This window comes from Shewanella frigidimarina (genome assembly GCF_003797125.1).
Taxonomy (GTDB): Bacteria; Pseudomonadota; Gammaproteobacteria; order Enterobacterales; family Shewanellaceae; genus Shewanella; species Shewanella frigidimarina.
On record NZ_RKKE01000002.1, the window covers coordinates 298,047 to 324,737 of the forward strand.

Annotated in this window: 18 protein-coding genes; 4 read left to right on the plus strand and 14 right to left on the minus strand. The window is 42.2% G+C overall.

Annotation, left to right across the window (positions count from 1 at the left end):
• Positions 1–13 precede the first annotated feature (13 nt).
• On the plus strand, positions 14–2,656 hold the full coding sequence (locus EGC86_RS06320; protein ID WP_123776993.1) for a glycoside hydrolase family 3 C-terminal domain-containing protein: 2,643 nt from the start codon (positions 14–16) through the stop codon (positions 2,654–2,656).
• A 93-nt stretch (positions 2,657–2,749) separates the two neighbouring features.
• On the opposite strand, the gene EGC86_RS06325 is transcribed toward EGC86_RS06320, so the two are convergent.
• Together EGC86_RS06325 and EGC86_RS06330 are read right to left on the minus strand one after the other, a co-directional pair.
• Entirely contained in the window at positions 2,750–4,381 is a 1,632-nt protein-coding gene (locus tag EGC86_RS06325; RefSeq protein ID WP_123776994.1) for a methyl-accepting chemotaxis protein, read from the minus strand.
• A gap of 78 nt (positions 4,382–4,459) precedes the next feature.
• Positions 4,460–4,966 (minus strand): DTW domain-containing protein, encoded by a 507-nt coding sequence (locus tag EGC86_RS06330; RefSeq protein ID WP_245423113.1) that lies wholly within the window; start codon positions 4,964–4,966, stop codon positions 4,460–4,462.
• Positions 4,967–5,208: 242 nt separating this feature from the next.
• Here EGC86_RS06330 and EGC86_RS06335 point away from each other — a divergent pair, with 242 nt between their 5' ends.
• The gene (locus EGC86_RS06335) at positions 5,209–5,823 is read left to right on the plus strand and encodes a LysE family translocator (RefSeq protein WP_123776995.1); all 615 of its coding nucleotides are present in this window, start codon (positions 5,209–5,211) and stop codon (positions 5,821–5,823) included.
• Positions 5,824–5,832: 9 nt separating this feature from the next.
• Complete coding sequence (locus EGC86_RS06340; protein ID WP_123776996.1) at positions 5,833–6,837, plus strand: oxidoreductase; 1,005 nt, start codon at positions 5,833–5,835, stop codon at positions 6,835–6,837.
• Positions 6,838–6,986: 149 nt separating this feature from the next.
• Here the strand turns inward: EGC86_RS06340 and mdoH are convergent, their stop codons facing one another.
• The 11 genes from mdoH to EGC86_RS06395 form a co-directional block, all read right to left on the minus strand.
• On the minus strand, positions 6,987–9,107 hold the full coding sequence (gene mdoH, locus EGC86_RS06345) for a glucans biosynthesis glucosyltransferase MdoH (protein WP_123776997.1): 2,121 nt from the start codon (positions 9,105–9,107) through the stop codon (positions 6,987–6,989).
• Positions 9,104–10,696, minus strand: coding sequence for a glucan biosynthesis protein G (locus EGC86_RS06350; RefSeq protein WP_123776998.1), 1,593 nt, complete (start codon positions 10,694–10,696; stop codon positions 9,104–9,106). The genes mdoH and EGC86_RS06350 overlap by 4 nt, the downstream gene beginning before the upstream one ends.
• Positions 10,697–11,431: 735 nt before the next feature.
• Positions 11,432–11,779, minus strand: coding sequence for a hypothetical protein (locus EGC86_RS06355; protein WP_123776999.1), 348 nt, complete (start codon positions 11,777–11,779; stop codon positions 11,432–11,434).
• A 169-nt stretch (positions 11,780–11,948) separates the two neighbouring features.
• The gene (locus EGC86_RS06360; protein WP_123777000.1) at positions 11,949–15,161 is read right to left on the minus strand and encodes a DEAD/DEAH box helicase; all 3,213 of its coding nucleotides are present in this window, start codon (positions 15,159–15,161) and stop codon (positions 11,949–11,951) included.
• A gap of 480 nt (positions 15,162–15,641) precedes the next feature.
• The gene (locus EGC86_RS06365; protein WP_123777001.1) at positions 15,642–16,766 is read right to left on the minus strand and encodes a HupE/UreJ family protein; all 1,125 of its coding nucleotides are present in this window, start codon (positions 16,764–16,766) and stop codon (positions 15,642–15,644) included.
• A 10-nt stretch (positions 16,767–16,776) separates the two neighbouring features.
• The gene (locus tag EGC86_RS06370) at positions 16,777–17,943 is read right to left on the minus strand and encodes a tetratricopeptide repeat protein (protein WP_123777002.1); all 1,167 of its coding nucleotides are present in this window, start codon (positions 17,941–17,943) and stop codon (positions 16,777–16,779) included.
• A gap of 142 nt (positions 17,944–18,085) precedes the next feature.
• Positions 18,086–18,628, minus strand: a complete 543-nt coding sequence (locus EGC86_RS06375) for an Ig-like domain-containing protein (RefSeq protein WP_123777003.1) — start codon at positions 18,626–18,628, stop codon at positions 18,086–18,088.
• Positions 18,629–18,638: 10 nt separating this feature from the next.
• The gene (locus tag EGC86_RS06380) at positions 18,639–20,225 is read right to left on the minus strand and encodes a DUF4331 domain-containing protein (RefSeq protein WP_011636770.1); all 1,587 of its coding nucleotides are present in this window, start codon (positions 20,223–20,225) and stop codon (positions 18,639–18,641) included.
• 426 nt (positions 20,226–20,651) lie between these two features.
• Complete coding sequence (locus EGC86_RS06385) at positions 20,652–21,365, minus strand: anti-sigma factor (RefSeq protein WP_059747272.1); 714 nt, start codon at positions 21,363–21,365, stop codon at positions 20,652–20,654.
• The gene (locus tag EGC86_RS06390; protein ID WP_011636768.1) at positions 21,362–21,898 is read right to left on the minus strand and encodes a sigma-70 family RNA polymerase sigma factor; all 537 of its coding nucleotides are present in this window, start codon (positions 21,896–21,898) and stop codon (positions 21,362–21,364) included. Before EGC86_RS06390 ends, EGC86_RS06385 begins: the two co-directional genes overlap by 4 nt.
• A 182-nt stretch (positions 21,899–22,080) precedes the next feature.
• Positions 22,081–24,033, minus strand: a complete 1,953-nt coding sequence (locus EGC86_RS06395; RefSeq protein WP_011636767.1) for a monovalent cation:proton antiporter family protein — start codon at positions 24,031–24,033, stop codon at positions 22,081–22,083.
• Between the two features lie 162 nt (positions 24,034–24,195).
• Between EGC86_RS06395 and dgcS the strand changes: the two genes are divergently transcribed.
• Positions 24,196–25,077: a diguanylate cyclase DgcS gene (gene dgcS / locus EGC86_RS06400; protein ID WP_011636766.1), complete on the plus strand. Its 882-nt coding sequence runs from the start codon at positions 24,196–24,198 to the stop codon at positions 25,075–25,077.
• An 87-nt stretch (positions 25,078–25,164) separates the two neighbouring features.
• On the opposite strand, the gene EGC86_RS06405 is transcribed toward dgcS, so the two are convergent.
• Positions 25,165–26,616 carry a RimK family protein gene (locus tag EGC86_RS06405; protein ID WP_011636765.1) on the minus strand — a complete coding sequence of 484 codons (1,452 nt, stop codon included), beginning with the start codon at positions 26,614–26,616 and terminating at the stop codon, positions 25,165–25,167.
• Positions 26,617–26,691: the final 75 nt, after the last annotated feature.

Genomic DNA, 26,691 nt, shown 5'->3' on the forward strand with positions numbered 1-26,691 from the left:
CAGGGACCTCGTTATGGCTAAGCCACAGCACGGCAACATCTCGTCAAATCATAAAAAGAAAGCGCTTACAGCATGTGTTTCATCACTTATATGCTTAGGTGTCAGCCACGCTGCACTGGCGGCACACCCAACGATTACCCCACAAACCTTACATGCATTAACGGTGTTACCAGATAATGAAAAGCTGCGTATTGGCGATCGTATCAGCCAAGTCAAAGATGAAATTAACCGCTTATTACCTCAATTAACCTTAGAGGAAAAAGTGTCATTAGTGCATGCCGCGGGCAAGTTTCATATACCTGCTATTGAGCGCTTAGGCATACATGAAATGTGGATGTCAGACGGCCCACACGGTGTGCGCTATGAGATCGATCGCAACTCATGGGCACCCGCAGGATGGACTAACGATTACTCAACTTATTTACCGCCATTAACTGCCATCGCCGCCAGTTGGGATCTCAACATGGCCACGCTGCACGGCAATGTGCTTGGCGCCGAAGCACGTCATCGCAATAAAGATCTTATTTTGGGCCCTGGTGTAAACCTCGCGCGCCTACCGTTATATGGGCGTAACTTTGAATACATGGGTGAAGACCCATTTTTAGCAGCTAGCTTAGTAGTGCCCGAAATTAAAGCGATTCAGGCCAATGATGTCGGCGCCACCGTAAAGCATTATGCCCTTAATACCCAAGAGCTAAACCGCACAAAAGTAAATGCCACACCTGATGAGCGCACCTTGCGTGAAGTGTATTTACCAGCATTTGAAGCGGCGGTAAAACAAGCCAACGTACATGCCATTATGGGCGCCTATAACGAATTTAGAGGCACTAACGCCAATCAGAGCGAGCACTTAGTCAATACTATCTTAAAAGGCGAATGGGGCTTTCAAGGGGTGTTACTTACCGACTGGAACGTCGACATCAACACTTATGATGCCGCCATGAACGGCCTTGATATTGAAATGGGCACAGATGTCGCTGATTTTGACGATTACTTTATGGCAAAACCGCTACTCGAGATGCTTAACGCTGGTAAAGTACCAGTATCGGTACTTGATGATAAAGTCCGCCGTATTTTACGGGTGCAACTCAGCATCGGCATGATGGATAAACACCGTTTATCCGGCGAGCGTAACACTCAAGCTCACCGTGATGATGCTCGCACACTTGCCGCCAATGGCATTGTATTACTTAAAAACGATAACAAGGTATTACCGCTTCACGCTGACAAACTTAAACATGTCTTGGTACTTGGTCCCAATGCCGATAAACGCCATGGATTTGGTGGCGGCTCATCAGAAGTTAAAGCACTCTACGAAATCAGCCCATTAGCCGGTTTAAAAGCCAAACTGGGTGACAAGGTCGACATTCAACTAATGCGTCCAGCCAGCAGCCAGTTTATGCCGATACCCAATGACTATCTCACCACTCGTCATTGGACAGGCACGCCATCGTGGCAAATTAATTATTACAATGACAACAAAATGACCCAGCTCGCCAGTGAATCATGGATAGCCGATCCGCAATTTAATGCCAAAGGCCAAAAACAGTTTGTCGATATTAAAGCCAACATCAAACCTCTTGAAACGGGCAGCCACAGTTTTAACATAAAAGCTGACGGCCAAGTGGCATTGTACATTAACGATACACAGCTGATCGCCAGCACCCAAGCAAACCAAGGACATGTTATCAGTAAAGCCATGACCTTAACTGCTGGTGAAACTTACGCGGTGAGCTTACGTTACCAAGGCGACAAGCAAGCCACCTTAGGCTGGGAAACACCCAACAGTTTGTACAATACCGAACAAGAGTATTTAGCGGCAGCTAAAAAAGCCGATGCGGTGATCTACTTTGGCGGCTTAAGTCATGCTGATGACCGCGAGTCTATCGACAGACCTGACATGGTATTGCCTGGCCAACAAGATGAGGTCATCGCCAAACTGCTCAAAGTGAATCCAAATACTGTGGTGTTTATGATTGGCGGTTCTGCGGTAAAAATGCCGTGGGCAGATAACGCTAAAGCGGTTGTGTGGGGCTGGTATGGCGGTATGGAAGCCGGTAATGCTTACGCGGATATGTTATTGGGCAATCAAAACCCTAGCGGTAAAATGCCAATTACCTTACCGAAAAAGCTCACCGACACTGCGCCAATAGCGTTAAACGATTACAACGCCACTGAATCAGTTTATAGCGAAGGGGTATTTATTGGTTATCGCTGGTTTGAACAGCAAAATATTGCGCCGTTATTTGCCTTTGGCCATGGCTTGTCTTACAGCCAATTTGATTACAGCAACATCCGTCTTTCAAGCGCTGACATGGCAAATGATGACATTGCAGGCAATGACACTATCACAGTTACTGTCGATGTCACTAACACCAGTAAAGTCGATGGTGCCGAGGTAGTGCAATTGTATTTGCACGACGTTAAAGCCAGCGTACCGCGTCCCGCAAAAGAGCTAAAAGGCTTTGATAAGTTATGGTTAAAGGCAGGTGAAAGCAAAACAGCTAGCTTTACGCTAACCCAACGCGACTTATCATTTTGGGACGTTAACACCAATAATTGGTTAGCCGAATCAGGCCAGTTTGAAGTGATGATTGGCGCATCTGTTGCCGACATTCGTTTGCGTAAACGCTTTGACTATCTCTCAGTGAAATAGAAACTACTACTTAAAAAAACACCAAATAAAATGGCTTAATGTGATAAACATTAAGCCATTTTTATTGCGTTAAATTGTCAGTTCAATCCTATATTAAACAACCTTAAATCGAACCACCTCAGAGCGCAATGACTTACAAACAGAAGCGGTTTTTATAGCAATTTGTTGATTTTCTGCAATGACATCATTGCAATGACGGGTTTTGTCAGACAGCTCTGTCAAATTACGATTAATCTCTTCGGTCACATGTGTTTGTTGCTCAGTAGCTGCTGCGGTATGCGTCGACATATCACTGACTTTTGCAGTGGCTTGCAGAATTAAGTCCAATGATGTTTGTGTTTGTGATGATAATTCAACCGTCGTTGCAGTTAAACTCGCACCGGCTTCAATGGTATTAACAGCATCTTTAACACCAGCCTGAAGTTTTTCAATCATACTCTGAATGTCTTGAATTGACCGTTCAGTTCGACTGGCCAAGGTTCTAACCTCGTCAGCAACGACAGCAAATCCGCGCCCTTGTTCACCCGCTCGGGCCGCCTCAATTGCCGCATTTAAGGCAAGTAAGTTAGTTTGCTCTGCAATACCACGGATAACATCAAGGACCGACGCAATTTGCGATGAATTGGTCGACAAAGCTTGAATAGCCACCACCGCATTTTGAACAGACACCGCCAGTTGTTGAATATTATCGACTGACAACGATAGAATGCGCTTACCTTCAACCGTCTGATCATTTACATTATTAATCTCAGAAGCAGTATCGAGTGCATTTTTAGCCACTTCACGAACAGCGGAGCTCATTTGATTCACCGCAGTGACAATACTATCGACGGAATAATGCTGCTCTTGGCTGATTTGGCTGGCAACACCGGCATTACTCGCTAATTGCTCAATACAACTATTCACATCATTGGACTGTTTATCAATGGCGATGATCATTTGCTGCAAATGATCGACAAAATGATTAAATGCTGCTGCTAGTTCACCTATTTCATCATGTTGTTTTATGATTAACCGACGGGTTAAATCGCCATCAACTTTACCTATATCGGTAATACGGTCGGTAACATCCTTAATTCTATCCACCACAATTTTAGGACCGTAGTAAGCCAAAAAGATGATCAAAACAATCAAAATACCAGACACAGTAAATAATATTGTCATGTGTTTTTTTGATGTTTGAGTATTATTGAGGTCAATTAACTTTACTTGTTCATCGGCACGCTCTCCAGCCGCATTAAAAATATCTCGTAACCTTGCAAACTCAATTAAAGATGTATCTTTATAACGTTGCTTCGCTGTTGAATAATCGCCAACTTTAACTGCATTGATCACCGAGGTAGAGGCCGTAAACCATTTCTGATATTGAGTATCAAAACCGTTAAGCGCATTGAGCACTTCAGGGTAATTCTCTAAATGACTGCTAAAGTCGGCAACTCGCTGCTTAGCTTGATCAGCATTCTCCTGCCAATTACTTATCTGATCATCTCGTTGTTGAGCTGTTAGCGCACCATCAAGTAAAATAACTTCACTTAAATGAGCTTGATATAAATCGCGATCACCATTGATAACGCTTGAAATAGCAGGATTAAATTGACGGCTAAGTTCATGAATCTGTTCTAATTTATTTTGGCTTTGTGTGGCATTCGTAATGGCTGTTATGGCTATAGCGACTGCAAATATGATGAATATTAGTGAGAATTTAGCCCGAATTGTGCTAAACATACCAACCTCCGGTTATTATTATAATTTTAGTATTTTCATTATTCGAGGTTAAACAACAAATGTTTCAATCTATATTGGCTAACGCTTATTCCCTGTTAAAACATTGGCCTCACTGCCAATAAATGTCATCAATAACTGACTTAGCTGTTGTGCTTCGATTACGTTTTCTGACTCAGTCAATAAATGTATTACACATTCTGCGGTACATAATCCTCCTTCAATTTGGTTTCTCCTTAGTGGATATATCGACTTAGATGTGCCAATCAATGACACTTTAGGTAATGCTTTTAGGTAAGGGCTTTGGTTATACATCTTGCGCGCTTCTTGCCAAGTTGCATCGATAAGCACTAAATATAATATCCTTTTAGATATCTCGCTTACTTTTTCAGAAATATTTTCTTCATTGCTAGGAAAAACCAATCCAACAACACCGGATTCAATCGCAGTCAATAATTCAGCATCGGGCTGTTTGCGGTGCCACTCAACCACCCGCGCGCTATCGCCTAAAACGTGTTTGACTAATTGGCCGGTATTATTAGCACGATCCATTTCTCGTGAATGCGTTAGTAAAATAATTTTCAACATAATTTTAAAAATAACACCTATAAAATGAACCGCTTAACGCCGTAATGACATACCGCAATACCAAAGTAATAAAACATAACGTCGATAAAACAGTATTCAACCAACTGAAACGACTGCTTACGATAGACCGATACATTAACGCTATGAAAATACGATATACTCTCGAAAAATCGATTTAGTGTCGCGACCTAATCGATTATAACCACCGTATTCTACCCATAAACCCAAGTTCAGGTTATTTAATGATACTACAGCAAGTTATTGCATTATTTTTCACTATGTTAATTTTGGCGATACTACCGGGACCGGCAGTGTTTGCCGTGGTATCAAGAGCATTTTCAAATGGGTTCAAGCATGGCGCTTTTATTACCCTTGGCGTGCTGATGGGCGACTTTGTTTACATCCTATTAGCCTTGTTTGGTTTGGCTGCCATTGCCAATGCGATGGGGCCAGCGTTTGAAATAATAAAGTACGCCAGTGCGCTTTATTTATGCTGGTTAGGTTTCAGTATGTTGCGTGCAACCGCAAAAGGCGTTCAATTAGCAACCATACCTAAAGTGAGCCAATTTAAAAATTTAATCACAGGCCTGCTTATTGCCCTTGGCAACCCTAAAGCATTGATATTTTACGTCAGCTTTTTTCCTGCTTTTGTGCCTATGGTCCATGTTGACCTTATCGATGTGATGATTATACTCGCCACTGCAACCTTGGCTTTTGGTTCAGTTAACCTCACTTATGCATATTTGGCATCAAGTGCAAAACAGGTATTTACCTCCCCTAAAGCGGCAACGATAATGAATCGTACTGCAGGCAGTATTATGTTGATTGCTGGCATATTGATAGCCATAAATATATAGGATGTTGCAATGACCGCGTTACGCTTTACCCCACTCACACTCACAAACGGACTGACCTTTAAAAACCGTTTAGTGGTGCCGCCAATGGCGTCACAAACCGCAGACCTAAATGGCTTAGCAACTGAAACGACCATCAATCATTACCATCATTTAGCCCAGTCGGGTGCAGGGTTGGTGATGGTAGAATACAGCCATGTAAATTTGGCAGGACGAAGTGAGTCTAATCAGCTTGGGGCGCATGATGATGCTTGCTTACCCGGCTTAAGCCAAATTGCCACGACGTTACATAATGCAGGGGTAAAAACAGGCTTACAAATTACCCATTGCGGCGGAAAAGACAGTGCAGGTATTAGCGCTGATATTATGGGGCCGTCAGGTATTACCGTGCCAGCATATGATCGTGTATTACCAACCCCTCGCGCCATGACACTGGATGATATCGCGACTTGGCAACAAGACTTTGTTAATAGCGCTATTCGAGCGGATAAAGCTGGTTTTGATTTAGTCGAGCTCCATTGTGCCCATGGTTACGGCATTAATCAGTGGTTATCTCCACTCACAAATCAACGCCAAGACCAATACGGTGGCAGCCTTGAAAATCGCGCCAGAATATTGATCGAAATAGTCAGTAAAATAAAACAAGCAGCGCCAAGATTAGCAGTAATGACCCGCATTCCTGGGCAAGACGGTTATCCTGGTGGTTTGTCTCATGACGATATGGGCCACGTTAGTCAATGGCTAGTTGATGCTGGGGTCGAAATACTTAATGTTTCATCAGGCATTGGTGGCTGGAATCGCCCTAAAGACAAACGCGGCGAGGGCTTTTTAGTTGAAGATGCAGCGCCGCTGACAGGTAAAAACGCTGCTGCAGTGATTGGTGTCGGTGGCATTGAAAGTATTGATTACATCGAAACCATTTTAGCGACTAAGCAAGTCGATTTAGTGGCAGTAGGCCGGGCTATTTTGGCCGGACCAAGTGATTTTGCAACCCGAGTGATGGCTCAACCTAAATAATGCAGTAACATCAGCAATGGCTCAGCCTAAATAATGCTCTAGAGCCTAAATCTAATCTTAATTTCTGAGTATTAAGTACTAAAAAAGCCGCTTAATAACGCATTATTGAGCGGCTTTTTAGTAAGTGTTGCAAAGACGAGTGATAGAAATTAGTTACCGATTGTTTTCAATTTCTGTAGATAATCCGCATTGCTTAATAATGCTATCACCTCTGCGGGTTCCAACCATGATTCCAATTGCGATAAGCTTTCAGCATGATTTAATTTCCATTCGGCTATTATTCTCGGGGCATAAAACGTCGGCTTTTGCTCACCTAAATCAGGTAACTGCGCAAGGTGCCATTTAAATAATAAAGGATTATTAACCAACCGACTGAACGGATGCATGTGTCGTAGATGGGGCAAATCAGCCTCGTTTTCCTTCACTTTAACCAAAATGTTAACTGGTTTTTTTTCTTCAGGCGCTCGCAGTAATCCGACTGTTTTAATCCATTTAGTTCGCCTCGCGCCGCCACTCAACCACGACAAAGGGATCGATAGCATCAACCCTATCGTAATCGGTAATAACCAGTAAAAGAGTTCTGTACTGAGCGATAGTGCGGTCAAAGCAAGCGCAACCCCAAACACGGTATGACCAAGATGAGCACGCATCACTGACATCCAACTCAATGCACCATCGTCTCGAGATTGCGGCATCCAACCACTGTCTTTGCCTCGAAATATAGACAACACCACGCCAAACTGCGACACCATCAGAATGGGTGCATACAGAGCAGACATGATCATTTCCAACAAGGTACTCAAGGTTAACAATATTGGCCCGCCAAATCGTAAACACCGCGGAATATTAATCAAGGCAGCAAACCAGCCAAATGCTTTAGGTGCCAGCACAATGGCCATTGACACCAAAAACAGGCTTAATGCGCGCTCAGAATCAAACACTGGCCAGGTTGGAAACAGCGATGGATTGGCAAAGTACTCTGGACGTATAAATGCCGCCTGAACCGCAATCGCAAGCCCGACCATAATCAGCGCTAACCAAAAAATGGCGCTCAGGTAAGACATCACCCCAGACAAAAGATGCAACCGCGTCGGCAATGAGAAACCGCGAGCAAACATAAATGCTGAATGCTGTAAATTACCCTGACACCAGCGTCGGTCACGGATCATCACATCAATTAACGACGGTGGAGCTTCTTCAAATGAAGCCTCAATATCGGTATCAAAACGTACTCCCCAACCTGCACGACGCAGCAACGCCGCTTCGATAAAGTCATGACTTAATACATGGCCGCCAAAAGGTGCTTTACCAGACAGAATAGGCAGATGACATGACTCAGCAAATGCTTTAGTGCGAATAATGGCATTGTGGCCCCAAAAATTTGAGGACAAACCATGCCAAGCCGACAAACCCTCGGCATAAATAGGACCGAAGCATTGATTGGCAAACTGTTGCAAACGGCTATAAAGCGTATTGGCAAACACCAGTGTCGGTAAGGTTTGAATAAGACCGACGCCAGGTGCGCCAGCTAAACGACGTGATAATGTCACCATCGACTTTGCGCTCATGATACTGTCAGCATCAAGCACTATCATTGCCTCATAATCACCGCCCCAACACTGAACCCAGTCGCCGATATTACCGGCTTTACGTTCACTGTTTTGGTGACGACGACGGTAATAAACCGGACACAGTGGTTGGCTATTATTGATAAGATCCAGAAAAGTCTGTTCCTCAGCAATCCATGCATCTGCTCGATTAGTGTCACTGAGAATAAAGAAAGCATATTTACCCGGTGCGGTAGCGATTAAATCTGCACTCATCGCATCTATTGTGGCCCGAATACGCAGCGGATCTTCATTGTAAATCGGTAGCAATACCGCCGTTTTGAAATCGGGTTCTGTCTCATTCTCTTTAATCAGGCGCGGTTTGAGATGCAACAGAAAACCCAATAGTGCCTGTGAAAAAGCGAAAGTAACCCACAGAAAGTTAATGCTAAACAACACCAAAAAAACCATTTGCAAACTGGTAATGGCATTGGTGTTAAGCACCAAATACATTTCTCTTATGCCATAAGTCGATAAGCCTGCTGTAACCATAAACACAAATAACTGTGCAAAAAATGTGCGCAGCGTAAACCACACAGTTTGTTGATTCAGAGTTAATCTATGACCCGGTTCAGAAACCTCATGGCGATGCATTAACAGTGACGATTCGTCAGGCAATGCACGTTCACCATGATCAGTAATTTGAGCATCATTTGCTATCATAAAGGCCAGTCCTCTGCAGTAAAGCGATACAGCCATGTCATACCAAGCGGTTTATCTTTGTTACTTAGCTGTACACGTAACTCTGCAACCTCAGCATCTTGAGGATCGAACGTGATAAAAACTCTGGCACCATCAACACTGGGATTAGACTCAATACGTGATTCTAAAATAGCGCCACTGCTGATACTGGCATCGACACGAATATGACTGACATCGTTGGCATTAATGTGACTGTAATCGATAACGATCTCATTTTTATCTGTCGATAATTTACGACCACCAGCAGTTCGAACCACTTTTACTTTGCCTTCGGTTTTAGGGATCTGATCCACCCAGGTCAATTGGTATGAGTAAGTGAATGGCTGACCTTTTTTCAAGCCTTGTTCTGGCTTCCAATAGGTAACAATATTGTCATTGGCTTCAGAATCCGATGGGATCTCAACCAGTTCGACTCTGCCCTTGCCCCAATCACCCGTTGGTTCAACCCACGCTGATGGACGAAGATGATAATTTGCTTCAAGGTCCTGATAATAATCTAATTTTCGATGTGGTTGCATCAAACCAAATCCTTTAGGATTCTCATCCATAAAAGAACTCACTTGTAATCCACGAGGATTATTCAGTGGCCGCCAAATTTTCTCACTATTGCCTTTTTCCATTAGCAGGCCTTCAGAGTCATGCACCGCTGGACGGTAATCAGCAGTATCAGCGCGATCGATGCCGCCGTGCATAAACATTGACGTTAACGGTGCCAGACCCACATTCTTAACATCCTGCCTTGGGAAAAGCTTAACATCGACGCCCATTCGGGTCGGATCGCCAGGGTAAATAGCAAATCGATAGGCTCCTGTTACACTCACACTGTCTAGTAACGCATGGACCACAATCGCCTCTTGATGGCTGGATGGACGTTCAATCCAAAACTTTTTAAATAAAGGATATTCTTCACCTTTAGGATCGGCAACATTGATGGCAAGTCCGCGGGTAGATAACCCATACGCTTGCCCTTTAGAGACCCCACGAAAATAACTGGCGCCCTGAAACACAAGAAATTCATCTTTATAATCATCACGATTAATTGGGTAATGCAAACGAAACCCTGCATATTTACCGACTTGCTCCAGTAATTTGCCAATTGATTCATCTGGCACTCTGAAAGATGATTCAGATACTGCTACCGGAAATGATTTGCCATTCTCGACCACGTCAATATCAACTAACTGTTTGTAGATATACCCGGGAGCAAATAGTTGTATCGAGAAAGGCGTAGGCGCATTGCCCCAAATAGCAGCGTGTTGCTGAAAATTAATTTGACGATAGGTTGAATAATCTATTTTAGTCAGCGCTTCAGGGGCTTGTTTGGGTTCAATAAAGGGGGTCTGGGACAGTTTTTGAGCAACTTCTACGACGCTGTCATGGGAGAATGGCTTGCCATCAGTTTTGGATACTGGCGTTTCTGCATAAGCAATACTTACCGATGAAACTAAAAACAGTGATACCACGAGATTTACTAAAATTTTCAAAGAAAATCGATCATCAATCATTTGTTTTACGGGTAAATTGAAAAATATATTAGCAATCCTTAACATATTGAAACTCCTTATTAAAAATTCACAAAATAGTCTCACAACATAGTACTAATAACGGATCTGTCCCTAGGAAATTAATCTAGGGCGATGTTAATCAAAGCTGGTATTAATCGAAGATGATTTTAGTAAAGATCATTTAAACGACCTCGTGTAGATAATATTTATCACTATCAGCATAGCTTCAATTATTTAAAAAGATGAACCCAAGCATTTTGAGCATTACGACTCAACTAGTATTACCATTAAACGTAAACATTTTGAGTATTTTATCCACAATATGAATATTGTTTAACACTCAATCCTATTTCGCTCAAATATATGGCTAATATGTAGCCAAATGATGGCTACTAGCAATAATTACAACGAAATAAATACAACGAAATAATTGCAGCTAAGCGAAGCGTGCCATCCGGTAAATTAACCTAACGAATATTTTAGATACCACGGTATCGGGGGAACGACTTAAAGCGGTCAAAGGACTCAAGCTAAAAGATAAATGACAATAGGGTTATAGGCAAAATATAGATAATCGGTTTAGGTATTTAATGGCAACGGCATGATTACTGTGCTGTATGGTTTTAGCGCAGTAAACAACATCGTTATTAATAATGGCAAAGTGAACAAGAATAGCGCAAAGCTATTTGGCATGACCATTTATTAAACGACTGACGGGTAGCTTTATTGAACGCTCATGGCACTAGTGCTTATATTTGATAAAGCACTCGCTGAATGAGATTACACAGCATCTGAATCTATTGAAATGATGCCTTTAAAAATCAGCGGGTAGCGTCTTACCCGTTGGCCAATATCATCACTCATTACTTGGCGATATAACAGTTCGATGTCGTTATCGTCTTCAAACACCAACAGTAACCGGTCAATTGCCGTGTGCAGGCCTTTTTTCAAATAAGGTTGAGCTTGAAACTCAGCAATATTATGTCTAACAATAGCAATTTTTTCAGGATGAAGCCGAAGCTCGGCAAATACCTGTTCAAAATAAGCAGTATGCTCAGCAGGAGTTGCACGGGATGAGCGCCGTTTTCTTGGCGCTGATGAGCCACGTTTAAAGTACACCGCAACCAAGGTTCATCTCCATTTTCGAGTCCATACTTATCTAATCAAAGTGTATCGAGTCAACGTTTTTAAGCCAATGTTATCGAGTTCATCTAGGGTAATTGATAACCGCTAAATCACTTGAGCTTCGCGAATCTACACGCTAGTTCAAGTGATTTTCGTGTTATTAACTCAACGATTAACTCAATAATGCTAATAAATCATTTGCACTGCCCTGCCATGGACCTTGAGTACCATCGGATAAAATACTGTCAGCCAAACCTTGTTTGTGCTGCTGCATTTCTTGAATCTTCTCTTCAACGGTGCCCTGGGCAATCAGTTTATAAACAAACACCGGGTTTAACTGGCCAATACGATGAGCGCGATCGGTCGCTTGGCGCTCAGCGGCAGGGTTCCACCACGGGTCAAAATGAATAACCGTGTCCGCAGCAGTAAGGTTAAGTCCGGTTCCACCGGCTTTTAAACTGATCAAAAACACCGAGTTATCCCCCTCTTGAAACGAATCAATTTGGGTCTGACGGTCACGAGTTTGGCCTGTCAACTTACTATAACTGATAGCTAAGCGTTTCAGTTCATCTTCAATGAGTGCCAGCATGCCGGTGAATTGGCTGAAGATAAGGATCTTACGACCTTCTTCAATCATTTCAGGCAGGTTTTGGATTAACCAAGTCATTTTAGCGTTGTCTTTTACCTGTTGAGCTTGTTCAAGCTTAACTAAACGCGGGTCGCAACAGGCTTGACGCAACTTCAACAATGCATCTAAAAACTCAATATGACTACTCGATACTCCTTTCTTGGCAAACAGTTCACGCAATTTTTTCTCCATCACTAAACGGATAGACTCGTACAAATTACGTTGATCTCTTTCAAGTTCCAGAGTTTGAATAATCACGGTTTTTTCAGGTAATTCTGATACCACTTCTTTTTTAGTGCGGCGCAGCATAAAAGGAGCAATACGCTGACTCAGTAACTGCGACTTTTCAACATCGGCTTGCTTCTCAATCGGACCTCGGAACTGTTTATTAAAGTAAGTATGCTGACCTAATAAACCTGGCAAACAAAAATCCATCAATGATTTTAATTCGCCTAAATGGTTTTCAAGCGGCGTACCCGATAAACATAAGCGAAATCTACCTCTAAGGGTTTTAATCACTTGGGTGACTTTTGCTTGGGCATTTTTAATCTGTTGTGCTTCATCCAAAATAATATGCTCAAACACATATTCACAATAAATGGCTTCATCACGTAACATTAATGGATAGGTTGTTACGACCACATCAAACTGGTTAATTTGATCTAATAACGGCTGGCGTTTATTACCGTGGATCACCACTACATTCAGCGACGGAGCAAACTTATTGGCTTCTTTTAACCAGTTACCCACTAAGCTAGTGGGACAAACAATTAAACTGGTACGACGCTCGGTAGCGTCTTGCTTGGCTTTGAGTAAAAATGCCAATGCTTGAACGGTTTTACCCAGGCCCATGTCATCGGCTAAAATACCACCTAGTTGATATTCTTTAAGAAAACACAACCAGTCAAAACCTTGTTTTTGATAATCACGTAATGTCGCATTTAAGCCATCGGGTAACTCAACCGGAACCACCCCTTTAAACTCTGCGAGTTTGGTGGCTAAATTGCGCACACGTTCGCCATTGAGTAAACGCACGTCACTGGCAGATAAATCATTCAAAATATGCGCACGGTTGCGTGGTATCGAAATGACATCGCCAGAATGACGATTAAATAATTCTTGGATAATACTAATCAGCGGCTTAATGGTTTTGGCTTTGATTTTAATAAAACCACCGTTAGGGCCAGGTAATAGCAATTCATCATCGTCTGCTGGTTCACCATTTTGTTGTAACCAACGGGCAACTAAGGCTAATAACGGTACACTTTGACCATCGATGTCGGCACTGAGCGATAACGAAAACCAGCCAGACTCATCATCGTCAACTAAGTCGACATCTAACTGTGCATCGGTAATTTGTAAGTCGAAGTCATCATCAAAATGAATATCCATACCAAGCGCAGTTAACGCATCAAGACCATTGTCGGTCAATTCAGACCATTCAAAAATCGACTCGGGTAATAAGCCGACACTGACATAGTAGGGTTGTTGTGAACTGGCCAGCGTAGCGTCTGGCTCAAGCGTCACTAAGCCTATATCCGCTAATGACTGTAATGCCGCGAGTTCTTGCTCGACATGTCTATGCACTTGATACTGAACTTGATTTTTTTTGACTAAGCTTATGCGTTCGGGTTTAGTCGATGCATTAAAGGTAATTTCACCGTAACAATGATCAACTCGAATAACCGGTTGCAGAATCGGGTTGTTGGCAATGAGCTCACGCGTAAAAGTTAAGCGTGTTAACAGTGAGTCTGTTATCTCGCAAAAATCAATTTCACTCGGCACAGGCACCGTTTTAGGCGAAAAATGCTGGAGCATTTTATGACTAATGGCATCTACTTGAGCCAAGGGCACTGGCGGCATGTGTTGCAATAAACTTAACTTTTTAACTGGTAAATCAGTTTCTATTCTACCTAGATGCAGATAGTCTAATTCAACATACAAAGGTGGCTCGGTAGCAATAAACTCCCAATTATCCAGCCCAGGCATGCGCATTTGCATTTGGGTATGTTTTTTATCAATCTCACACCAGACAAACTCAGGCACAACGGCTTTAGCCCATGTTAGGGGGATACGATTTTCTTCCCAAAAACACACTTCGGCTGTGAGCATTTTAGTCAGTGCTAAAAATGAAATCTCACCTTCAATATAAATTTTAGAACCATGATTATTTGATGACAATAACAAGCTGATAATCTGTTTATCTTCAGGGTCTATCCACCACGGCATACTATAGCGAATATCGGCTAATGCCAGCTTGCTGCCTTTATTGTATTGGCCTTTTTTATTTAATTTACTGCGTTTAAATTCGACAAAAATACCATGAGGATCATTCGATAACACATAAATAATGCGATCTTTTTCTTCGTCCTCTTCCTCAAACTCGGCAACCGTTTTTTGCTCGTCAAGTTGGCGTAACCATTGGTGGATACGTTGCTCTTCAACCGGTTTTTTATCGACCAGTGCCAGCATCGCAGCAGCAACGTGTTTGCAGTTTGTTCTAACAGGGCAAGTACAATGTGAACGCATCACAATTTTGTGATTAACATTAACCAGAGTGATTTCTTGACGATAGGGTTCAGCAGCAGAGCCTTCTACATAGGCCTCAATATCATGATTATTACTGCTGGCAGTAACTTCTAGAACTCGACCTTGGATCAAATAGTTTTGCGCTTTTTGAATTTGGGTGGCCGAAAACAGTTTCGCAATCATCTCTAATGAAAGCTTAATGGGGAGATTAAACAGTTTCGCCGACATCAATACACCTAATAAAACCGCAGCAAAATAAACAATGGCTGCTGATAAAAAAGTTAACTTGCCATTCTATGGAAGAAAGCAGGCAATATCTAGGCTTTGCTGATCTTTCGAACAAATAACTCGTTCAAACACGCTATATTATTGCGATTACACATATTGGGTGGTCGCTAAAGCTCAGATACAGCAATAATCTGTATCATCATACGAATTAACATACACAAAAGTTTGCTTACCACTAAAGCCAATTTTAAACTTGAGTCGATGGGAGATATTACCAAGAGGAATTTAAGGTGGGCGAATGTCTGACTAATGGCTACTGACGTCGGTTATTTGTACACCGTCTCAAACATAAGTCGAACATATGCCAAATGTAAGCCGAGCATAAGTTAGCCACGGTCGAATACAAGGGTACTTGGGCAATACAATCTCAATGAATAACTAGCCACTATCCAAAGCTGACTAGTTATTCATTGGCAAACACTAAAAACGTTCTACAGACCACTGAATCGCCATGAGCCCAATCGCAATTGAACCGAGCTGCATGCCCCAATGTCGATACCAAAGTGTATGGCGTAGAAACATCAATACAGGCAGCACTAGCGCTAAAATCGCCAACTGGCCGATTTCAACGCCAACATTAAACGCAAGAATCGCTAATAGTTTTTGATTTTCAGGCAAGCCAAGTTCGCCTAATACTCCGGCAAATCCCATGCCGTGTAACAAACCAAACGCAAACGTAATCCAACCTAAACGCAATACAATCGGCCACACATTATTTAGTGCCGCAAACAATACCGACAATGCAATGCCCAGCTCAACCCAGTGACTACTAAAATTAATAAGCCCCAATGCGGTGGCGGTTAACGTTACCGAATGTGCCAAAGTAAAGGCAGTAATAATCCACGCGGTATCTTTAAATATTTGCTTAGGCTTATCTATCGCGTGCCATTTCTGTTGTTCACGCACCAATACGCAGGTTAACAACAACGCTAATAAAAATAAGATATGATCAGTGCCCTTCCAAATATGAATTACACCTTGGTAAACATATTCAGTAAATGTATCGCTGAACTGACTTTCAGCTAAATTAATCAATATGATCGGGTTATCGTTACTGATCACTCGCGTGTATTGATGATCGGGCGTGGCAATGGTGGTAATAACTTTATGATCAGTATCTATATTGAAGAAAGCTTGATAATTAATGGTCAACACTCCGGGGCTATCACATTCAGCCTGAAATGAACTGACTAGATAACCTTCACTAAAATGCTGGTCAACTTGCTGCGTTGGGTTAAAACTCAGTGGACAATCTTGCTCTCGGCTGATTGTCAAAGATGAACGTAAATAATCTACTATCGCAATTTGATGAGCTTGCAGCTCCCCCCACGCAAGCTCGCCATCTTGGTTATCATCAATAGGGACAACCTGATTTATGTCAAAAAAGCGCACTTGCCAATCGCCTTGAATTTGTCCGTATTTATCTAAATGAACAGACAAATAACTGGTGCTCATTTGATGGGCTAAACTGCTCTGACTGAACAGCAACATTAGCAGTAATAATCCACCTTTCATCACCGAAAAAACACGTGTAAATGCCTTCACTGGTTTATCCTTAACTTACTACATGGTCGACAGAGATATTTCGACTGACTTGTACTGACTTTTTATCATTTTTAGTCTTTCTCAACAATGCTTTAGCCTGCTCTAAAAGTATCCGATCATTGTCTTGACGTGCTACCTGCCAGTTTATGTTGGCCCAGTAAAGAGCTTTTTTGGGCTGTATATCAACATTTAAATAATATTTTGCCAGATCGAATGCATGTAAACTGTCTTGCCTTTGCTCACGCAGTTTAACTCTTTGGGCAAAACTCCATTGCCATTTAACAGTATTGCCAAGAGATTTTTCCGCTATCGCCAAGCGCAATAATAGTGCGTCGTCTTGAACAGCATTTCGACTAACAATACTGGAGAGAGTGTCGTACACCTGTTGATGTTGATTCAATGCCAACTCAATATCAGACCATAGCGCTAACAAACTGACCGGAGCATTGTCCATATCTAATTGATTTAAATAACTCAATGCTTCTTCTGTCATACCTTGCTTAAATGCCATGTCAGCAAGAATTTGCACTATCCAACGTTTTTCTGGTTCATTATTAGGCTGATATAATTGATACAATCGAGCTAACTCTTGATAGCTTTCGACTAACTTGCCATTTTGACTCGCGACCTCCAATGCACAGGTAGAAATTAATAAAATATCGGCTTTACCTATTAGGGTTAAACACGCTTGCCTTGCACCAACAATATCGCCCTGTACCAGATGAATATTGGCTTTTAATAACCAACTATTTATCGCAGTCGGTTTTAATTCAATGGAGCGCTCTAACGCCTTTATCGCCCGATCAAATTGGTGTTGATGCTGTAATACTCGAGCATATAAATAATAGGTCTGCGCATCGGGGCTGGCATTGGCCATTTTGGCTTGTAACCAAGCTTTTGCACGACCATAGCGATAATCAGCTTCACCAGGATATTGTCCTTGTTCTATAAAATTACTGATGTCGTCTAAGCTCATTTGCTTATCGGTAGCATTAAACACTTTCCAGGTCGCAATAACTTCACTGGTATCTTTTGGCGTATATGGCGCCGCAATACTATTACCTACCATCAAAAAAAATACACTGGTAACCACCACAAGATTGATGTGAAATTGAATGTTAAGGTAAAACTTTAGGTACTTAATCATTGGTGTTAATCGCCCTGATATCACTTGCATAACGCCTCCTTGATGCCATCCTTGGCTATGAATATCGATCTAATTAGTCATTACCTCTCAGCTGAGATAATAATTAATAGGATGAATAAGATAGATATTTCGTCCTATTATAAACTTAAGCTAGCTAATAGAACTCGCCCTATTAATCTAGTAATAAGTCGTTGTAAAAATCAGCCGTTGAGACATCGTTCTCAACCACGCGGCCATTAACACGTAAGGGTTCAGCTTTGCTTGGTTGTAAAAACGCCTGACGACTTAAGCTTGAAAACATCACTTGCTCAGCATCAATAGTAATGTTCACCATTGCCGCTACAGGGTCGTTTACGCCATCGGTCACTGCAACGGTAAAACTGTCCATGCCAGTCACTTCATTGGCAGGAGTATAAGTAAACTCGCCGTTTGGCATTAAACTAACCGTACCAAGCGTCGGTTCACTCACCACTGTAAACGTTAATGCATCACCGTCTTTGTCGGTGGCTATCACTTGTTCTGTCACCGGTGTTTCAGTCACGGTGGATAGCATGACACTGTTCACCATTGGCGCACTGTTTTTAACCATGGTCATCGCATCATCATCTGAGTTACAACCAGCTAAAAAACCGCCACTGAGCACACTGATTAATACCACTGGTTTAGCGAGATTATTAAGCGCTTGACGCGTCGCATATCGTAAAGAAGTATTCATTTTATGTTCCTTATTTTGAGCCCGAAAGCGGCGTCGCTAAGTAAGGGAAGTGATCCATCATCATGGTCGCGTCAACAGGGGCACCATCTGTAAATGGCACGTTACCAACGCTGGCATCATCACTGGTACAAAGGCCTAAATCAGTGTCTGTACCATTGACTGGGATGGGGTAACATAAACGTCCCATTACCACGCGCAGTGCAATATCAACCACATCATCACCAGGACGACGACCATTTGGGAAACCGGCTAAATCATCACCAGCAACACCAAAAGCGGACTGCATATCACGTGATTTTGCAGGAATACCGGTATTAAGACGCAACATTTCTGAAGGAGTCACCATTTCAAGTTGGTTAACACCAGCAAAACCAGTTAGAAATGCAGTAACAAGATCGGTACGAGGGAAGTTAGTTGGCGCTAACGTTTCAATGTTTGTTCCCAACGTTTGATTAACAGCGTCTTTGAATAGAATGTTAAGCAACTCTGGTAAACTCGGGTGTGTTACATAGTCAGCAAACTGAGTGTCATCTTTAGGATGTGAAGTCGAAAAGGTGTCTTTATCCTTTAAGCCAATCACTAACTCATTCACTAGCGGGTTACCCAGACGAGATACCTGAGTTAATGCACCGCCGTTGACTTCAGTTTTACCCACTTTGGCATTTGGATTTAAAATACGCGCTTGCGGTAAACTGGCGGTAGTCCATGCACCAATGGTGCCGTTGCCTTGAGTGGTTAAACAAGACTTTGGCACTTCAATTGAAATAGCTGTGACATTTTTATCCATCAAATCATCATTATCAACAGATTGAGTGATGCCACCTGGAAATCCACCTTGGTCGCCAGCGCCCGGTGCACTATCACCTTCTACAGGCACATAGTTGACCAAATCAAAGGTTTTGCCTAAGTTAACCACGAAAGGGTCTTTACGTTGGCCAACAAACACTTTGCCAGGACTTGCACAACCATCGAGATTAAATTCGTAGATGAATTGACCCGCATAACTTGCATACGCGCTGCTATCACCGAAACTCTTATTACCAATGTAATCCAGTGGCTTATGGAACATCGCCCCTGAAGTATTGGTTAACGCTGTTGCGCTACCACTATTTTGTGGTCCTTTAACAAGTGTTAACTCATACGACTCGCTAAAGTTTGCCGCACTTTGATCCGCAGCAGTAATGCCACCAATATTTTTAAGCGGTACTGACACACTACGTTGATTGTCAGCAGGACCAACCGTTAACGCAATACCTTGATTATTATTGGCAAGTTCATTGGTAAAGTTAAATTGGAAGGTTAAATCTTCTATAGCATCACCATCATTATCGATATGAATGCTGTATACCGCAGCAGGATCCATCGCATAATAGTTAGGTCCACCGTAGGCATCTTGCAGTGGAATATAGTTGGCGATAAGAGTGACGTAATCTTCACGTCCTGCTTCATAGCTATTAAAGGCGTAGAAGTCGGTAGAGTCTAATGTTGGAAAACGAGTGATATTGGGTGCTTCTCGGTGACTTGACGCAAATGCATTAGCGCCTAATAAAGTGCTGCATACGATACTGGCGATTAGGGATATTTTTAGTACTTTCATGACCATTTCCTTGTTATGTAGTAGAGTCATATCAGTAAACGGCTCAGGTTCCATTTTGGATGCAGGTTTTAGCAATTATTGTTGAAATAAATTAAATAAAAAATTAACACACTGAATTTAAATGAATTTATAAATAAACTATTTTTACTAATTTAATGAAAATGTTAATTCCTGCATAATGAACTATCAATATGGTCCTTTCAATGCAACCCCTCTATACAATTTCTTTAATACAATCCTTTAGTATGTGATCACTCAGAAATGAGTCGTTAACAATTTCCCGTTAACCGATAATTCATCGATAGCCAATGGATCCAATGGATAGTTGCAGCCATAAAAAAGCGGCCAATAGTCTCACTATTGGCCGCTTAAATGTCAGCGGGGTAACACATCAATGCTTTGAAGCATCACCTTATCATTAAGGCTTTATAAAATTGCTAGCTCTGCGGTATACAATACCTCTGTTGGTAAGCCATTTGGTGAGCCGTTCAAAGGCTCTAAACTCACCGCCAGAGCCACTATATCCATGTCATCAAATTGACTGTTTTTCACCAATGTTAACTTGCCTGACTTAGGCAGTAAGCCTAATGAAATTGGATTTTCGACACCTTTAGCCACCATCCATAACTCATAGTCTTTATTCGCCAGTGGCTTAAGGTTACTAGTAGAGCGCACTTCAATCGTATTGGAGGTGACCTCAATCAGCCATAATGCTTTAGATTGTGCACTTTGCACTACCGCAACTTGCTGCGATGTAGCAACTGGTACAGGCTGATTATTCACAACTAAAACAGCCATAACAATGGCTGCTGCGCTTGCCATTGAAGCCAATCCCTTCCATAAACGGTTACGTGTTGCCATAGGCACCACATTTGAGGTTTCTGGCAATGGTGCTTGGGCCACATTATCGACAAACCCTAGCGACATACTGATTTGTTGCCAAACCCGTTCATCTGGGGTTATCGGCGTTAACAATTGATTCATGCCATGTAAATGTTGCTCCCATAACCAAGTGCTTTCACGCAGACTGGGAATTTGCATCATTAATTTTTGAAACCGACGTCTAGCTTGGCCACGCAATGTACCAAGCACATATTCTGCTGCTAATGCGTCTTTTAATTGAGGATCACGATAATTCATAACGATAAGCACCTCTGTAATTGTTGTAAACCACGACGGATCCAACTCTTAATAGTGCCTAATGGTAAATCTAAGTGCCCCACAACTTCGTGATGCGATAAACCATTATAGTAAGCGAGATGAATTGCTTGTTTCTGCTGAGGCTCGAGTTCTCCCATGCACTGGTCGAGTTTATTTTTATGAACCTGAGGCCCGTCATCATTGATATGCTCTTCAAAAATGGCTTCTTGGCCATCTTCAAGTGGATCTTCCTTTCTGACCTTTTGATAACGCAACATGTCTAAAGCTCGATAACGAACAATACTGATCATCCACGTGAGAACCGATCCTTTTCCATGTTGATATTCAGTCGCGTTATGCCAAATTTTTACGTAGGCTTCTTGCAGTACCTCTTCGGCTAACTCACGTCGACCGAGCATTTTTAAACTAACCGCGAATAACTGGCCACTGGTAGATTGATATAAATCAGCAAACGCTTGTTTATCTCCATCTGCACTAGCACTTAATAAGTTAAGTAATGTGTCTTGATCCATAATCTGCCACGTTTCCCCATGATGGTTCGATATAGTTGATACAGGCTAATTGCGCATATATTGATAAAAAAGCCCCAATAGTGTTTATACGAACCAAAGCTAATATTGGATGCAAAATAAATAAAATAAAAAGCACCATCACTTTTCAGCATGGTGCTTGGTAGAATCATGTGAAGCTATATTTAACCTTGCAGTAAATACTCTTCAGCTTTCTCAATACTGCGCGGTTTACCCACCAGCATTAAAATATCGTTACGCCTTAATATCCACTCAGGTGGAGGGGGATCGATTTCCTCGCCTTTACGCCGCACAGCTCTAAGCTCAACATCCAAAGCTTGCCATGGAATGTCTGCAACGGTTTTCCCCACAGCACTAGCGCCTGAAGCCAGTGACACGGCATGGAGTAAATCTAAGGTGAAATCAGTTTCGGTGCCTGAAAAGAAACCGTGTAAATATTGGTAATGATTACGCCGCTCTGACTCTAAACGCTTAATAATCCGTGCCAAAGGGACGCCACATTTAAACAACACTTGCGATACCAACATTAAGCTGCCCTCAAGTGATTCAGGGATAACTTGAGTCGCCCCCGCTTCTTTAAGCTCATGTAAGTTGGCATCATCGCGAGTGCGCACCAATATTTTTACATCGGGAGCCAGTTTACGCGCCACTGCTAAACACTCTTCAGATTGCCTTGGTTCGCAAAATGTCACCACCACTAAGCTCGCTTGGCGAATGCCCATCTTCTTCAATAGCGCCATTCTGCAAGCATCACCAAAATGAATATTTTCGCCTGCGGCTCTCGCTTCTGTCACTCTAGTGGGATCTAAATCAAGCACCATATAAGGCACAGCTTCTGTTTTCAAAAAGCGTGCAATCGTTTGCCCTACTCGGCCGTAACCTAAAATCAGTACCACATCACTTTCATCAGCATGAGGCAATACAATTTCAATCGGTTCATTTTTAGGTGGCAGCTTATTGCCGCTAACCTTTTTGGCAATATCAACACTGTGGCGAATAAGCCAAGGCGCCATTGACATAGAGATCACGGCTACGGCCACTAACACAGTGCTCACTTCGGTATCGAGTAATTGATAATTAACTGCTAATGCCAGTAACACAAAACTAAACTCACCGACTTGCCCCAAACTGATTGCCGTACTAAGTGATACCTTAGTATTTTCACCAACAAGCTTGAGCAAACCGTGCACGATTAATATTTTGGTGAGTACCACCCCAGCCAAAATCAATAATACTTGCCACCAATATTGCATCACTAGATTGAAATCCAGCAGCATGCCGATGGAAATAAAAAACAAACCCATTAATAAATCACGAAATGGCCTGATGTCAGCCTCTAACTGGCGTCGATACTGGCTTTCGCCAAGCAACATCCCAGCAATAAATGCTCCTAATGCCATCGACAACCCAAGCCATTGGGTAAATGCGCCAGTCACCAAAGCGACAACTAAAGTAGATAATACAAATAATTCATTTGAACGTGAGCGGGCTACTTCATCAAAAATACGTGGCAATATCCATTTACCAAATGACATTAACCCTAGAAATGCCAAAATACCGGTAAGTAATCCCCACGCGATACTGTTGAAGCTCATTTCAGCGCCGCCTTTCGCGAGCAGTGGCATTAAAATCAATAGCGGCACCACCGCTAGATCTTGAAATAACAACACACTGACCGACAGCTCGCCGTGCCTGCGCCTTAACCAGTTTTGTTCATTAAGCAGCTTCAACACAATGGCCGTTGACGACAACGCAATAGCCGAACCAATCACCACCGCTGCCACTAAGTTTTGCCCAACCAACATGGCTATACCGCCTGCCACAAAGGCCGTTACCAGCATTTGGGCGCTACCCAGACCAAAAACGGTTCGGCGCATTGCCCACAACCTTGGTACCGAAAACTCCAGTCCTAAGGTAAACATCAGTAGCACTACGCCTAACTCTGCCACTGATTGCATTTGTAATTGGGTAAACCAATGAAAACCGCTGGGGCCACTGACAACCCCGGTGAGTAAATAAGCTAGAATGGCCGGTAAGCCGAGTCGACGTAACAATGCAATCGCCACAATAGCAATCACAAGCATCAACAAAATATGGATAAAAATGCTGTGTTCCATTGTCGCTTTGGCTCCTTGTCAAAAAACTGTCAAAAGGGAAATAAAAGGGTTTGTTAGTACTACAGTAAAACAACAACCAATTAATAACTATAGAAAATTTTTCATAGGCACGATTATTGCTATTAATACGGTAATTAGTTGTAACGTACTGGAACCAATATAATGGATTTTTCAATAGCGACAGAATTATATCCTGAAGATTACTGGTACCGTTCAGACGCTTACTTGAATATGGAACCCGAACTGGACCTTATTCAAGTGATTCAACAACTACATGGAAGTTTAGATCCTCGGACAGTTTTTGCCTGCTTCGGCAAAATCCTAGGACAACATTTGCCGATTAAAGGACTACAATTGAGCCTAGACAAACAAAAGTTTGTTTGGGGACGTCACTACGGTATTGAACTGCAACGTACTATTAACGATAACCAAGATACGTTTATCATAACCTATCAGTTGTCTGTACCACTTAGTTCGGCGCAAAAACACACTTTAGGGCAACTTGAAGGCATATTAATTCAACCGTTGAATAATGCGTTGAAGTATCAAAATATGTCTAATCAAGCCATGTTTGATGCACTAACCCAATTAGGTAATCGTTATTATTACCGCCAGGCAATCGACATCGCATTAGCGCGAGCTAATCGCCAACAAGGCCAAGTATCTTTGATTGTATTAGATTTAGATAAATTTAAACAACTTAACGATGCGCATGGCCATAAAGTAGGTGATTATGTATTAGTGGGCTTTGCCGCGTTAATTAATGAAGCCATTCGTAATACAGACCAAGCCTTTAGAATTGGCGGTGATGAGTTTGTGATCGTTACCCAAGGGGATGCCCAGGCCGCTGCAATAGTATGCCAACGTATCATTGATATGATGCCAAAACATTCAGAGCTTACCGAATATAATATTCAGTGCAGTTTAGGCATTGCGGAGTCAAAACCGCAGCAACAAGCCGAAAATATATATGAGCGTGCCGATAAAGCCATGTATTCTGCGAAAGCAGCCGGACGCAACTGCTACCGAATTTGCGCTAATTAGCACAATCTTATACTTATGTAGTAACAACTAATTAATAAAAAAAGACCTTAATAGGTCTTTTTTTATTGGTTGATTATTGCCTGGTAATTACATGCCGCGAAGCTGAATACGCCTTAAAAATTCAGTCATTATGCGGTCATACACTAAATCACCTAAAAACAAGTCCTCTACTCCATGATCAATACTCGGATTGTCATTCACTTCAATCACATAAGCTTTACCGTCGATTTCTTTTAAGTCGACACCATACAAGCCTGCGCCAATTAAATTAGACGCTTTGACCGCTGCATCGACAATATTTTGTGGCACCATCTTCAAATCGATACAGTCAAAATCACCACTGCTGACACGACCACTTTGATGATGTTGGTAAATCTGCCAATGACCGCGACTCATAAAGTAACGACAGGCATAAATAGGTTGGCGATTTAACACGCCGATACGCCAGTCATAATCGGTTGGCATAAACGCCTGCGCTAAAATTAATGCACTGTGCTCAAAGATTATCGCCGCTTGTTCAAGTAAGGTTTCACGGTCTTTCACTTTAACAACCCCGAGCGAAAATGCGCCGTCGGGTACTTTCAGTACAATTGGTAACCCTATGGTATCAATAACATTATCGGCCCAGTTTTTATCTGAGGCTTTAAAGATTAAACTTTTGGGTACGGGCACTTTATGTTTGTTTAATAGTTCGGTTAAAAACACCTTATTAGTACACTTCATAATGGATTCAGGATCATCCATTACCACTAGCCCAAGTTGCTCAGCCGCTTTAGCAAACCGATAGGTAAAGTTGCTGATATTGGTGGTGGAGCGAATAAACAAACCATCAAACTCACTCAACCGAGCCAGATCATGAGAACCAATTTGGACTAAATCCATGCCAATACGATTAGCCGATTTAGTAAATAACTTTAATGCGGCTTTATCTGATGGCGGCATTTTCTCATGCTCATCCACCAGCATGGCAATTTCGTAACGATAACGTTTCGACGGTTTCGGTAAACGCCATACTTTTTGTGAAAACACTTCAAGATACTTGGCAAATAAATCTTGTTCTGGCTCAGTTAAATCCTGAAACGCAGCCGGCTCAATAGTATTAACTTGCCATTTACCTGACATTTTTAACAAACTCACCTGCAATACAGGCACAGTAAAACGTTCAAATATTTTACGTGCAAGCTTGTCTAGCGACGGATTATCACAATAGCCAAAATACAGCTTCATGCTGATTTCATTCACCGACTCTGGCAGCTTATCTAGGCCTGATTGCGGTAAACTAAAAAAACGATCTTGAGATAAATCATTAATGGTCATTACCCGGGGGATCACGCGATGCCCGCGAGCTTCCGCCATTAACGAGCAGTAATAACCTGTGCTTAAATAATCATAACTGCGACACAAGTTAATCACTTGCATGGCGCTTTGATCTGCAAATGCGCCCATTTCTAAATAATCATGAACCGTGACCATATGGTCACTGGGCAAATAGGGACGCCAATCATTAACATCGTCGGTGACAATTAAAAAATGAGCCATAAATATCTGTTGCCTCTTGTGCGGTTTAGCGCGTAAATTAAGCCACTATCATGTTTTGCCAACTCGAGCCGACTC

Bases quoted from the DNA above. Each gene is read 5' to 3' on its own strand.
- EGC86_RS06375 (WP_123777003.1), bottom strand. From the start codon at position 18,628: ATGAATACTTCTTTACGATATGCGACGCGTCAAGCGCTTAATAATCTC.
- EGC86_RS06390 (WP_011636768.1), bottom strand. From the start codon at position 21,898: ATGGATCAAGACACATTACTTAACTTATTAAGTGCTAGTGCAGATGGA.
- EGC86_RS06340 (WP_123776996.1), top strand. From the start codon at position 5,833: ATGACCGCGTTACGCTTTACCCCACTCACACTCACAAACGGACTGACC.
- EGC86_RS06395 (WP_011636767.1), bottom strand. From the start codon at position 24,033: ATGGAACACAGCATTTTTATCCATATTTTGTTGATGCTTGTGATTGCT.
- EGC86_RS06380 (WP_011636770.1), bottom strand. From the start codon at position 20,225: ATGAAAGTACTAAAAATATCCCTAATCGCCAGTATCGTATGCAGCACT.
- dgcS (WP_011636766.1), top strand. From the start codon at position 24,196: ATGGATTTTTCAATAGCGACAGAATTATATCCTGAAGATTACTGGTAC.
- EGC86_RS06385 (WP_059747272.1), bottom strand. From the start codon at position 21,365: ATGAATTATCGTGATCCTCAATTAAAAGACGCATTAGCAGCAGAATAT.
- EGC86_RS06405 (WP_011636765.1), bottom strand. From the start codon at position 26,616: ATGGCTCATTTTTTAATTGTCACCGACGATGTTAATGATTGGCGTCCC.
- mdoH (WP_123776997.1), bottom strand. From the start codon at position 9,107: ATGATAGCAAATGATGCTCAAATTACTGATCATGGTGAACGTGCATTG.
- EGC86_RS06370 (WP_123777002.1), bottom strand. From the start codon at position 17,943: ATGCAAGTGATATCAGGGCGATTAACACCAATGATTAAGTACCTAAAG.
- EGC86_RS06350 (WP_123776998.1), bottom strand. From the start codon at position 10,696: ATGTTAAGGATTGCTAATATATTTTTCAATTTACCCGTAAAACAAATG.
- EGC86_RS06325 (WP_123776994.1), bottom strand. From the start codon at position 4,381: ATGTTTAGCACAATTCGGGCTAAATTCTCACTAATATTCATCATATTT.
- EGC86_RS06360 (WP_123777000.1), bottom strand. From the start codon at position 15,161: ATGTCGGCGAAACTGTTTAATCTCCCCATTAAGCTTTCATTAGAGATG.
- EGC86_RS06335 (WP_123776995.1), top strand. From the start codon at position 5,209: ATGATACTACAGCAAGTTATTGCATTATTTTTCACTATGTTAATTTTG.
- EGC86_RS06320 (WP_123776993.1), top strand. From the start codon at position 14: ATGGCTAAGCCACAGCACGGCAACATCTCGTCAAATCATAAAAAGAAA.
- EGC86_RS06330 (WP_245423113.1), bottom strand. From the start codon at position 4,966: ATGTTGAAAATTATTTTACTAACGCATTCACGAGAAATGGATCGTGCT.